Below are 12105 nucleotides of genomic sequence, written 5' to 3' on the forward strand. Positions count from 1 at the left end.
GCGCTTATCCCCGGAACAGATCTTTGGCAACGATGTTGCGCTGGATTTCGTTGGAGCCGCCGAAGATCGACAGCTTGCGGTGGTTGAAATAAACCGGCGCGGCGCGCGCGGAGTCGGGCGGGATGGTCAGCTCGTTTTCCGAGAGATCATCTGCCACCGGCGCGGCCGCAGAGCCGAGCGCGGACCGGTAGAGATCCTGCAAACCCTGACGGATCTGCGTGCCCTTGAGCTTCAGGAGCGAGCTTTCGACACCGCCCGCGGCGCCGTCCTGCGTCTTGGCGAGCATCCGCAGATTGGTGATCCGCAGCGCTTCGAGATCCGCCTCCAGCTCCGCCGCGCGGGCGGCATAGAGCGGATGCTGGGCAATCGGGCGACCGTCCCGCTCGACCTTGCTGGCAAGCTGGTGGAACCGCTCTAGATCCTTGGTCGAGAAGCCAATACCCGCAATATTTGTCCGCTCATGGGTGAGCAGATATTTCGCGATGGTCCAGCCCTCGTTCTCCTCGCCAACGAGATTGGCGACGGGCACACGGGCGTCGGTGAAGAACACCTCGTTGACCTCATGTCCGCCGTCGATCAGCCGAATGGGGCGCATCTCCACGCCCGGCGTGTCGAGATCGACGAGCAGGAAGCTGATGCCCGATTGCGGCTTCACTTCATTGTCGGTCCGCACGAGACAGAAGATCTTGTTGGCGTGCTGGCCGAGCGTGGTCCAGGTTTTCTGGCCGTTGACGATGTAATGATCGCCATCGCGCACGGCGCGGGTCTTGAGGCTGGCGAGGTCCGAGCCTGCGCCCGGCTCCGAATAACCCTGACACCACCAGTCGGTGCCGTCGATAATGCGCGGCAGGATCTCGGCCTTTTGCTCCTCGCTGCCGAATTTGATCAGCACCGGGCCGAGCATGTTGAGCCCGAAGGGGGGCATCCGCGGCGCGTTCTGCAGCGCGCATTCTTCGGAGAAGATATGCCGCTCCACCGCCGTCCAGCCGGTGCCGCCATGCTCTTTCGGCCATGTCGTCGCGACCCAGCCCTTTTCGTTAAGGATCGCCTGCCAGCGCAGGATCTGCTCCTTTTCCAGCTCCTTGCCGTAAGCCACGGCTTCGGCGATATCTTGGGGAAGTTTCGCCTTGAGGAAGCTGCGCACCTCGTCACGGAAAGCGCGTTCCTGATCGGTAAAATCGAGATCCATAAGAGTTACTCCTTGTTGAGATCGGCAAAGCTGCGGCCGGACTGCGCGAGGTCGCGCAGCAGGGGCGGCACCTGCCAGTAATGGGGGTCTTCCTCGGCATAGCGCTCGATGCGGGCGATCAGCTCCTTGGCGCCGATCCGGTCCGCATAGTTGAGCGGGCCGCCGAGATGGCGGGGAAAGCCGTAGCCGAAGAGGAACACCGCATCGACATCCACTGGACGTGTCGCGATGCCCTCTTCGACCACACGGGCGGCTTCGGAAATCATGGCGGTCATGTAACGGGCCACGATCTCGTCATCGCTAAAGGAGCGGGAGGACACCCCTTCTGCCGCGCGCTCGGCCTCGACGATCGCCTCAACGTCAGGGTTAGGCGTTCGCGATGTGTTGTCGTCGTAAAGGTAGTAGCCGCGCCCGGTCTTGCGCCCGAACCAGCCTTGCTCGCAAATCCGGTCGGCGATGGCGACATAGCGCTCCTCGGCGGGCCGGGTCGGGGCCTTGCGTTTGCGGGTGGCCCAGCCAATGTCGAGACCGGCGAGATCGCCAACGGCGAAGGGCCCCATGGCAAAGCCGAAATCCTCCAGTGCCTTGTCGATTTGCGCGAAAGACGCGCCATCGGCCAGCATGTAATCCGCCGCCTTGCGGTAATGGGCGAGGATCCGGTTGCCGATGAACCCGTCGCACACGCCGGAGCGCACGGCGACTTTCTTCATCCGCCCCGCCATGGCGAAGGCGGTGGCGACCACATCAGGCGCGGTCTCATCGGCCACGACGACTTCGAGGAGCCGCATGATATGGGCGGGCGAGAAGAAGTGGAGGCCGATCACATCCTGCGGGCGCGAGGTGGCCGCCGCAATCTCGTTCACATCGAGATAAGAGGTGTTCGTGCCCAGAACCGCGCCGGGTTTGCAGATGCGGTCAAGCTCGCTAAAGATCTGCGTTTTGACCTTCATATCCTCGAACACCGCTTCGATCACCACGTCCACATCGCTGAGATGGTCGAGCCCGGTGACGGTGTTCAGCGTTGCAAGGGTTGCATCACGCTTCTCCGCGCTCATCTTGCCGCGCTTCACCGCGCCATCGAGGTTTTTGGTGATGCGGCCCGCGGCGCGCTCGGCGGCCTCGTCGCTCATCTCGACCAGCGTGACCGGGATGCCCGATTGCAGGAGCGCGGTTGCGATGCCGACGCCCATGGTGCCGCCGCCAATCACGCCCGCGCTGTTGATCGGGCGCGGCTCGGCGTCGCTTTCGGGGATGCGTTTCACCGCACGTTCGGCCTGGAAAGCATGGATGAGACCTTGACGGTCTGGGCTTTCCATCAGCTCAAGGAAAAGCGCGCGCTCCGCCTTCAGCCCTTCGGAAATCGGCAGGCTGGCCGAGGCAATCGCGTCAACGCATTTGAGCGGCGCGGCGAGGGCAGGGCGTTTTTTCGCCAGCTTCTCTTTGGCCGCGTTCAGCGCCTTCGCATCCGGTTCGATCCTGATCTCACCGGTGCGGCGGGTCTTGAGCGCGCCGGAGAGGACATCTGCCGCCGCCTGAAGCGCGGCCTCGCGCGGGGTTTCTTCGCCGATCAGGTCGACGATGCCCAGATCATGCGCTTCCTCAATCGGCACATGGCGGCCCGAGGTGATGATCTCGATGGCATTCTCCAGAGGGATCAGACGCGGAAGGCGCTGCGTGCCGCCTGCGCCCGGCAGAAGGCCGAGCGAGACTTCCGGCAACCCGACCCGCGCACCGGGCAGGCCGATGCGGGCATGGGCCGAGAGCGCCAGTTCCAGCCCGCCGCCCACGGCGACACCGTGGATGACGACAACGACCGGCTTGTCGCTGCCTTCGATCACGTCGAACACATCGGGCAGACGCGGCGGTTGCGGGGTCTTGCCGAACTCGCGGATATCCGCGCCGCCGGAGAGGATTTTGCCCTCTCCATAGATGGCAATGACCTTGACCGCCTCGTCGCCATTCAGCGCTGTGATCGCGTCGAGCAGGCTTTGCCGCATCGCTGCGCCAAGGGCGTTGACCGGCGGGCTGTCGAGAATGATGAGGCCGGTCTGGCCCTCGGTCTCGATCCGCAGCGGGGTGTTTTCCATGACATTCATAATCTTGGTCTCCCTCAGTCCAGACGTTCGATAACCATGGCGATGCCTTGGCCGACACCGACACACATCGACAGGCACGCATAGCGGCCACCGGTGCGCTCAAGCTGACGCATCGCGGTCAGGATGATCCGTGCGCCCGATGCGCCGAGCGGGTGGCCGACCGCAATCGCGCCGCCATTGGGGTTGAGACGGCTGTCCGCCGGGTCGAGCTCAAGCTGTTTGCAGCAGGCCAGCACCTGGCTGGCAAAGGCTTCGTTGATCTCGATGAGGTCCATATCCTTGAGGGTCAGACCCGCGCGCTCCAACGCTTTTGGAACCGCGAAGCCCGGCCCGATGCCCATGATGCGCGGCGGAACCCCGGCAATGGACCCCGAGACGATCCGCGCGCGCGGCTTCGGCCCGAGATTTTTGGCCCCGATGAGCAGCGCGCCTGCGCCGTCATTGACGCCCGATGCGTTCGCTGCCGTCACGACGCCGCCTTCGAAGAGGGGCTTGAGGGAGGCCATTTTCTCCAACGTGGTTTCCGGGCGCGGATGCTCGTCCGTGTCCACAACCGTGACCTGACCCTTGCGGCCCGCAATCTCGATCGGGTGGATTTCATCCTTGAAGAACCCATCCTTACGCGCCGCTTCAAACCGCTGCTGGCTTTCGAAGGCGTAGGCATCGCAAGCCTCGCGGGTGATCTCGTAATCCGCCGCCAGATTATCCGCGGTTTGCGGCATGGAGTAGTCGCCGAATTCCTTGGCCACGGTCATGTTGGGGAAGCGCGTGCCGATGGTGGAGTCGTAGATCTTCGGCTGGCGGTCCCAAGCACTCGGGGATTTGGCGACCACGAAGGGCGCGCGGGTCATGCTTTCGGTGCCGCCTGCGAGGTAGAGATCGGCCTCACCCACGGTGATGGAGCGGGACGCGTCCAGCGCCGCGGCCATGCCCGAGCCGCAAAGACGGTTCACGGTCAGGCCGCCTGCATCGGTGGTCACGCCGCTCAGAAGGCCGATGAAGCGGGCCACGTTGCGGCTGTCCTCACCCGACTGGCAGACATTGCCCATGATGACATCTTCGATGCGCTCGACCGGCAACTCGGAGCGGGCGACCAGCGCCTTGACCACCTGTGCGGCCAGATCATCCGGGCGGATCCCCGAAAGCGCACCGGCATGGCGACCGAACGGGCTGCGCAGACCATCATAGATATATCCTTCAAGCATCAGTTTTTTCCTTATGTTGGGTGCGAGTGGACAGAGCCGGCTCGCGGGGATGAGTGTTCTTTTGGTGGGCCGCCGGGTGCGTGTTCCGGCGACACAGTGGGTGGGTTAACGGGCCGCTTCGGGCAGGGTCCGCCCCCGTTGCCGCGCGATCAGGATCGGCGGAAGGGCGAGGGCGAGACCGAGCAGGGCCGTGGTGCCGAAGCCAACCCCGGCGAAGGGCATGGCGGGCATGGCGAAGAAGAAACCGCCGAAAGTCAGCATCGCGCGCAGCGGCATTTCATAGCGTCCCTGAAGCGTGCCGATGAAGGTCACATAGCCTTGCAGCCCCATGCAGATCATCGCGACCCCGGCAAAGGCGCAGCTCACGGCGAGGGCGACTTCGAAGGCTGGTGCATGACCGATCAGCGACGGGTTCAGCACGAAGAGGAACGGCACCAGATAGATGATACTGCCAAGCCGCATCGCCTCGAAGCCGGCTTTCATCGGGCTGGTTTCCGCAATGGTTGCCGCGGCATAGGCGCCAAGGGCCACCGGCGGGGTGATATAGCTCACCATGCCCCAGTAGAGGATGAAGAGATGGACCGCGAGTTGGTTCAGCCCGCCCGCTTCGAGCGCCGGTGCCAGCACGATGGCGAGGAAGATGTAGCAGGCCGTTGCGGTCATCCCCATGCCGAAGACAAAGGCCGTCAGCGCGCCCATGACGAGCAGGATGAACACATTGTCGCCCGCGATAAAGAGCAGTTCGTTGACGAGGGTGCCCGCAAGGCCGGTGGCCGAGAAGGAGCCGACGATCAGACCGACGCCGAGGATCACAGCGGTCAGTTCCGCCAGGCTGGAGCCGATCCCGAGCAGGATGTCGCAGAATTTGCGAAACCCGATGCGGTGTGCCGGCGAGATCTGGTTGATGACGAGCAGGAGCGCGACCGAGTAGAAGGGGGCGGCGGTCTCTTTGCGCAGGCCGACCATCATGAAGATCAGCAGAGCAAAGACGAGGACATAGGGCCAGCCGGAGCGCAGTGTGTCGCGCAGGCGCGGGACTTCACTGCGTTCCAGGCCGCGCAGGCCGCGGCGGGCTGCATAGGCGTCGATCTGGGCAAAGAGCGCGAAGTAGAAGAGCGCCGACGGGATGATCGCGGCCAGCACGACCTCGGTGTAAGGAATGGCTAGGAACGACGCCATGATGAAGGCGGTGGCGCCCATCACAGGGGGCATCAGGACGCCGCCGGTCGAGGCGCAGGCTTCCGTTGCTGCCGCCGTTTTGGCGGAGAAGCCGGTGCGTTTCATTGCGGGGATGGAGACGGAGCCGGTGGTCAGCACGTTGGAAATCACGCTGCCCGACATGGAGCCCATGAAGCCGCTGCCGAAGATCGAGACCTTGGCCGCGCCGCCGCGATAGCCGCCGACGAGACCGAGCGCGAGATCATTGAAGAACGCGCCGCCGCCCGTATGTTGCAGGGCCGAGCCGAAGATGATGAAGCCGATCACCACGCCGCCGAAGGCTTTCATCGGGATGCCAAAGATGCTTTCCGAGGAATAGACGTGATAGGAGAATGTGTCGCTCAGCGAGCTTTGGAAGCCCGAGAAGGGCGACGGGACATAGCCCGCGAAACTCGGATAGAAGGCGACGATGGTGACGATGATCGCCAGCACGAGACCGCCCGCGCGGCGGGTCGCCTCCAGAACCAAAGCGGCGAAGACGAAGGCCACCCATTTGGCGCTTTGCGGCGCGGCGAATTCCCAGCCTTCATTGAGGTTGTTCATCGCGTTGATGGCGATATAGGCACCCGCCGCGAGGGATAGGGCGGCGAGGAGCCAATCGAAAATCGAGATCTTGCCGAAGCGCTGGCCCTTAATGTCGAAAAGCAGGAACGTCGCGGCGAGAAACAGGGTCGCGAGGATATTGAGGTAACGCCCATCCATCAGCACGATCCCGAAGGCGCGGATGTTGAAGAGCTGATTGATGACCAGCAGCAAGGCCGCCACGGTCAGTCCCATCAGGGCCAGAATGCGCGGGGTAAACTGAAGTTCCTCCGGCAGGCTTTCGGGATCTTTAAGTGCAGTTTCAGCAGATTGCATCTTGGCCTCCAATCCAAGGACACAGCGTCTCAAAGCCGTGGCGGGCGGCAGTTTTCTGCCATTCATCCCGCCATGCGGTAGGGTCAGGGGGTGCCGGGGCGGCGGCCCCGGCAGGGGCGCGTGGTTTAAAAAACCACCTGAAGCCCGGCATCGGCGAGCGCCTTGCGGCGGGTCTCACCCCATGCGGCTTCCCAATCCTCGGGGTCTTCCTCAACCAGTTGATCCCAAGCGGTTTTCAGAACCTCTTGGCGGCGGATCAACTCGTCATTATGGGCCTGCGCTTCCTCGCTCCAGACGCCGATTTCCTCGAAATAGCGGATGGCACCGTCGTGATAGGGGGCAACCCAAGTGAAGTCCTGATTGTCGATGTTCCAGCCGCTGATGCCCGGCGCCTTGCCGTCATAGTTCGGGAACAGCTCCACCATCGCCTTGGTCATGTTGTAGACGAGATCCGCATCCGTATCCGCCATGGCGGTGAGAACGGGATAGGCATAAGTCGCGCCGTCATAACCGTCCGTGCCGTCGATATTCGCGCCCACGGTCACATGCGTGAGGGCAAAGAACGGGGCCACATCGGTCATCCGCTTGAAGCCCTCTTCGTCATTGGGGTCGATCTCAACCCAGCCAAGACCGCGCGGGCCAGCCGCCGCTTCATAGGCCGGACCCGCATTGGTCGAGGTAAACACCCCGTCCACCTGACCCTCGATGAGGCCGGTCCAGGACGCGCCATAGCCGCCGAATTCGACGATTTCCACATCATCCCAAGTCAGGCCCGCATGAGCGAGATAGGCTTCGATATTGAGGTTAAGGCCCGGCGCGCCCGTCACATAGGCCATGCGCTTGCCCTTCATGTCGGCGGGCGTCTTGATGCCTGCGTCCCCGGCCACAGCGACCGCAAGACCGATCTCGCCGCCAGCATTGGCCAGCACGACGCGGACCGGCTGCGGCCCCCAGTTCTTGGCCGCAAATTCAAACGCGCCTTCCTGCGCCATGAAGCTGCCCCCGACACCGGTGGCCGAAAACTCGACCCGGCGCTGGCGCAGCGGCTCGGTGCGCGAAATGTCGTTTTTGCCGGGCAGAACGCGCAGGCTCGTGCCCGCGGCCTTCTGAAGCTCGCCGCCAATCGCGACGGCTTGGTTAAAGCCTGCCGAACCCGTGTCATAGGCCGTCCAGGACAGTTGGCGGGGCAGCTCGATATCTTGAGCCAAAGCTGGAATCGCAAAGGCGCTCGCGAAAAGCGCTGCGCGCAGCAGGGTGGTTGTCTTGGTCATTTTTCCTCCTCCATCGGACATTTTGCTGTCTGCATTATTCGCTATGCAATCATTTTGTCCGCATAGCGAAAAAATAGCACAATTGGACCTAGGGTCAAGTTTTTTGACACTGGCCTTCGGTTTCGGTGGCGTGACGCGAAAAGAAACGTCACGATTTCTTGGTAAACTCCTATTTTATTGGGGAAATATTTGGGCCGCGCGTTCTGTGTGTCGATCGCTTTGACACCGATTGCGCGGAATACCGCTTGGCCAGCATATAAAAAACTGCCATTAATTATCGCTATGCAGACGCGAAGAACGCTTTGCGAAACCGATTCGTCTGCGCTGTGGGCGAAGCCGGGACAAAAGGCATTTCTCTTTCCAAACGCGTTTGGATAAGACATGGCTTTATATTTCGATTTGGATATAACAAAACGATGAAAGACCAGAAGAACGACGCCAGTGAGCCCGAAGAGGGCGACCGCCAATTTGTCACAGCGCTTGCGCGCGGTTTGGATATTCTGTCCTGCTTCAAGCGCGATGACCGGTTTCTGTCCAATCAGGAAATCTCGAACCGCACCGGGCTGGCGCGTCCCACGGTCTCGCGTCTCACCTATACATTGATGAAAACCGGCTGTTTGCTGCGCAACGGAGAGAGCGGCGAATACCGCCTCGGCCCGCAGGTATTGCAGCTCGGATTCAGCGCCCTGGCCGCGACCAGCATCAGCGAGCGCGTGGCCGATCACATGAATGATTTGTGCAGCGGGCCGAACCCTTATGTCACCGTCGCGCTGGCCGAGCGCAGTGGAACACGGGCCGTTTATATCGGTGTGCGCCGCTCGCGTCAGGCCGTCAGCATTTCGATTGATATCGGTGCGCGCCTGCCGCTGTTCTATTCCGGCATCGGCCGCGCGATCCTTGCGGGGCTCGGCAAGGACGAGCAGCAAATGGTGCTGAAAAAGGCGATTGAAGAGTTCCCCGGCCAGCGCGACCGGTTGGAAGACAGCCTCGAAAAAGCCATCACGGATTATGACAAATACGGCTACTGCACCAGTTTTGGCGCGTGGAAGCCGGAGATCAACGCCATCGCCGCGCCGGTGCGCTCGCTCGATGGGACCTCGATTTATGGGGTGAATGTCGGCGCGCCGTCTTTCCTCATCTCGCCCGACGAGTTGCATGAGCAATATGGGGAGCGGCTGCGCAGGGCGACGGCCCATCTGGGCGCGCCCTGAGGGGGAGCCGCAGGCGGCGAACGGCCTGCGGCGAAGGGTTATGCGAGCGGCGCGTGTCACACCGGCGGCAGGATGGTCGCTTCCGTGACCGCCTGCACATCGTCAAGGGAATTGCCTGCCGCAAGCTCCACAAGGCGGAAGCCCTCGGGCGTCACATCCAGCACCGCGAGATCGGTGTAAACACGGCTGACCACGCCGAGGCCCGTCAGCGGATAAGTGCAGCGTTTCAGGATCTTAGGGCTGCCATCCTTGTTCACATGGCTCATCATCACGAAGATCTGCGGGACACCCACAACGAGATCCATCGCCCCGCCAACGGCCGGGGGAAATTTCTCGTCCAGCGTCGCCCAGTTGGCGAGGTCGCCATTTTCCGCGACCTGATAGGCCCCGAGCACGGCGATATCGATATGCCCGCCGCGCATGATCGCGAAACTGTCCGCATGTTCGAAAAAGGCTGCCCCCGGAACGGTGGTGATGAGCCGCTTGCTGGCGTCGATCATCTCGGGGTCCTCTTCGCCCTCCTTCGGAGTTGGGCCGACGCCGATGATGCCGTTTTCTGAGTGGTAAAGCACCTCGCGATCATCGGGCACATAAGAGGACACATGGGTCGGTTTGCCGATCCCGAGATTGACATAAGCGCCGTCGGGAATGTCTTGCGCGAGGCGGGCGGCGACTTGGGTGTCACTAAGCGATGTCAGGGTCATGGGCGAACTCCATATTCGACGACGTTGCGGACAAAAATGCCAGGGGTGACAACCGCTTCGGGGTCAATCGGCTCATCGAGCAGATGACGCACCTCGGCGATGGAATGGGCGGCGGCGCTGGCCATGATGGGGTTAAAATTCCGCGCCGTGCCGTGGTAATTGAGATTGCCCCAGCGATCGCCGCGCTCGCCGCGCACAAGGGCGAAATCGGCGGTGAGGGGCAGCTCGAACACATAGCCCTTGCCGTCGATGACGCGGGTTTCCTTGCCCTCGGCCAGCCTCGTGCCAAAGCCCGTGGGGGTCAGGAACCCGCCGAGTCCGGCCCCCGCAGCGCGGATCCGCTCGGCGAGCGTGCCTTGTGGGATAATCTCCAGCGCAATCTCCCCGGCGGCATAGGCTTTCTCGAACCAGACCGAGCCGCGCGAGCGCGGATAGGAGCAGACGAATTTTGCCACCAGCCCTTCGCGGAGCAGCTTGCCAAGCCCGGTGTCGCCCGCGCCAGCATTGTTCGAAATGATGGTCAGATTCTTCGGCCCCTTATCGATCAGCGCATCGATGAGACCGAAGGGCACGCCGGAATTGCCGAACCCCCCGATCATGATGGACGCACCGTCCGAGATGGGCGCCACCGCTTCGGCGAGGGAGCTGAGCCGCTTGTCCATGTGTCGTTTCCTCCAAACTGCGCGGTCCGTTGATCTGCCGCGTTCAAAGCGAGATATGCGCGTATCGGCGGGGCGCCGATGGCGGTCTTAAGATGTCGCGGGCGATGGCGCTGACGCCGCCCGCCCAGTCCAGATGTTGAGAAGCTTAAGGTGAAATCACCTTGCCGCAGAGGGACGCTCAAGGAATTGGTTAACGCCAGCGAAGCCCGCGCGACGCGGGGCCCTTCAACGGTCGTTTCCTCTCCAAGATCGCCAAAACCGCCGCTTCACCGTGCTTTCCAGCCGTCAAAACAAGCGCTCTCGCCGCATCTTCCCACAGCCGCTTTCGCGTGCGTGGAAGCAAACGATGCGGCTTTTCATTTATGCGGACATAATGTCCGCTATGCGAACCTTATTGCAATCAGATTAACGTTAAGTCAAGGAAAAAGACGCGGCGGGCCGATTGGCAGTCTTCTCGTTAAAAATGGTTAACGATGGAAAGCAGCGAACAGCGGCGCTTTCAGAAGGGTTGCGCGCGGAAACAGGAAATTTTGCTTAGGTTAATCAATGATTTGTTAACGGAAGAAAGAGGCGCACTCTCTCGCCGAGCGCGTTGCGATTTCCCTCTGCGCAACGCAAAAAAAATGCGGCGGACCCGAATGATCTCGCCGCGTTTTATTTTCTAGTCTTTTAAAAAGAGTCGCGGGACGGGGCCTTTTCGGCACCGCCCATAAGTAATTCTTTAACCGACAAGTCCCTTCAGGAGCGGCCAGAACCATGTTTCATCGGCGTGGAAGTAGCAACCGCTGGCGCAGCGCAGGCTCGCGGCGTCGTTGTCGATCAGGTCGATATGGCCGCCACCCGCGTAGCCGGGGATGCCGTGGAAGGCGATGATGCCTTGGCGGGCGCCGACGGCGGAGGCGACATTGGGGGCGCTCAGGATTTCGGGTTGGCCGAGCCAGGCATTGCTGGCCAGTTTCTCCGCAAGGCGGCTCATGCGCACTTCGACGCGGGCGCCTTTATGCGGGCCGTCGAGGACTTTATGCGAGCCGCTGGACAGCGTATGGCCGCTCTTGATCAGCGCGAGGCTCAGGCGGATGGCGCAGGTGTTGGCGTAATTCGTATCGCCCACATAGGCGTCCCAGCCGATGCTCTCGAAAAGGTCCTTTTGTGACACATAAGAGGGATGCGCCGGGTAAGAGGATGCGTAATTCGCCTTGAGTTTGGAATAATCAATCTGCGCGGTCATGTCGGGTCCTCATCCTGTTCGGTCGTTTGGGGGCAGGGGGCCAGGTTGTGAAGCGCGTTCAGCACGGCAGTATCCGCAGGGATTTCCGTGGCCGCGTCACCCAGCCCCTCAATATGGTCGAAAACACGTGCGGTCACTTCATGGGGCAGGATCAGAGTCCCGCCGCACCAGAACCCGGCACGTTCGGCTTGTCCGGCCAGCGCCGCAACATAGCCTTCGGCATAGGCAAGCGCTGCCTCGCCGTCTCGTGTGATGGCGCGATGGTCGAACGCATCGCCGCGCAGCGCATCGCGCAAAGCTGCCGCGGGGAACAGGGGACGGTCAGCGGCGGTTCCGATCTCATCCGCATGCAGCATAGGTGCAGCAAGAACGCCAGCGAGGGCGAGCGGAGCAAGGGCAGGAAAACGGCGCATCATACCTCCGAAATGGCGGGCCAGGCCGCGCGCTTCGGTCAAGAAGAGGG

At 62.2% G+C, this 12105-nt stretch carries 10 protein-coding genes; 1 reads left to right on the top strand and 9 read right to left on the bottom strand.

From position 1 onward, the window contains the following. Nucleotides 1–4: 4 nt before the first annotated feature. The 5 genes from ACMA5I_RS04575 to ACMA5I_RS04595 all read right to left on the bottom strand — a co-directional run bounded on the left by ACMA5I_RS04575 (nucleotide 5) and on the right by ACMA5I_RS04595 (nucleotide 7837). Nucleotides 5–1189, bottom strand: coding sequence for an acyl-CoA dehydrogenase family protein (locus ACMA5I_RS04575; protein ID WP_525885056.1), 1185 nt, complete (start codon nucleotides 1187–1189; stop codon nucleotides 5–7). Nucleotides 1190–1194: 5 nt separating this feature from the next. Then, nucleotides 1195–3285 carry a 3-hydroxyacyl-CoA dehydrogenase NAD-binding domain-containing protein gene (locus ACMA5I_RS04580; protein WP_525885057.1) on the bottom strand — a complete coding sequence of 697 codons (2091 nt, stop codon included), beginning with the start codon at nucleotides 3283–3285 and terminating at the stop codon, nucleotides 1195–1197. A 14-nt stretch (nucleotides 3286–3299) separates the two neighbouring features. Then, nucleotides 3300–4490, bottom strand: coding sequence for a thiolase family protein (locus tag ACMA5I_RS04585; RefSeq protein ID WP_525885058.1), 1191 nt, complete (start codon nucleotides 4488–4490; stop codon nucleotides 3300–3302). Between the two features lie 105 nt (nucleotides 4491–4595). Then, on the bottom strand, nucleotides 4596–6566 hold the full coding sequence (locus ACMA5I_RS04590) for a TRAP transporter permease (RefSeq protein WP_525885059.1): 1971 nt from the start codon (nucleotides 6564–6566) through the stop codon (nucleotides 4596–4598). Between the two features lie 125 nt (nucleotides 6567–6691). Next, nucleotides 6692–7837 carry a TAXI family TRAP transporter solute-binding subunit gene (locus ACMA5I_RS04595; RefSeq protein ID WP_525885060.1) on the bottom strand — a complete coding sequence of 382 codons (1146 nt, stop codon included), beginning with the start codon at nucleotides 7835–7837 and terminating at the stop codon, nucleotides 6692–6694. 416 nt (nucleotides 7838–8253) lie between these two features. On the opposite strand from ACMA5I_RS04595, the gene ACMA5I_RS04600 reads away from it, so the two are divergent. Beyond that, nucleotides 8254–9048: an IclR family transcriptional regulator gene (locus tag ACMA5I_RS04600; RefSeq protein ID WP_525885061.1), complete on the top strand. Its 795-nt coding sequence runs from the start codon at nucleotides 8254–8256 to the stop codon at nucleotides 9046–9048. 56 nt (nucleotides 9049–9104) lie between these two features. On the opposite strand, the gene ACMA5I_RS04605 is transcribed toward ACMA5I_RS04600, so the two are convergent. The 4 genes from ACMA5I_RS04605 to ACMA5I_RS04620 all read right to left on the bottom strand — a co-directional run bounded on the left by ACMA5I_RS04605 (nucleotide 9105) and on the right by ACMA5I_RS04620 (nucleotide 12055). Beyond that, nucleotides 9105–9752 carry a 3-oxoacid CoA-transferase subunit B gene (locus ACMA5I_RS04605; RefSeq protein ID WP_525885062.1) on the bottom strand — a complete coding sequence of 216 codons (648 nt, stop codon included), beginning with the start codon at nucleotides 9750–9752 and terminating at the stop codon, nucleotides 9105–9107. Next, nucleotides 9749–10414 carry a 3-oxoacid CoA-transferase subunit A gene (locus ACMA5I_RS04610; protein ID WP_525885063.1) on the bottom strand — a complete coding sequence of 222 codons (666 nt, stop codon included), beginning with the start codon at nucleotides 10412–10414 and terminating at the stop codon, nucleotides 9749–9751. Before ACMA5I_RS04610 ends, ACMA5I_RS04605 begins: the two co-directional genes overlap by 4 nt. A gap of 721 nt (nucleotides 10415–11135) precedes the next feature. Further along, on the bottom strand, nucleotides 11136–11642 hold the full coding sequence (locus ACMA5I_RS04615) for a T6SS effector amidase Tae4 family protein (RefSeq protein WP_525885064.1): 507 nt from the start codon (nucleotides 11640–11642) through the stop codon (nucleotides 11136–11138). Continuing rightward, the gene (locus ACMA5I_RS04620) at nucleotides 11639–12055 is read right to left on the bottom strand and encodes a hypothetical protein (RefSeq protein ID WP_525885065.1); all 417 of its coding nucleotides are present in this window, start codon (nucleotides 12053–12055) and stop codon (nucleotides 11639–11641) included. Before ACMA5I_RS04620 ends, ACMA5I_RS04615 begins: the two co-directional genes overlap by 4 nt. Between the last annotated feature and the right edge of the window lie 50 nt (nucleotides 12056–12105).

This window comes from Jujubicoccus corallicola, from assembly GCF_047345645.1.
GTDB lineage: Bacteria > Pseudomonadota > Alphaproteobacteria > Rhodobacterales > Rhodobacteraceae > JBLEFH01.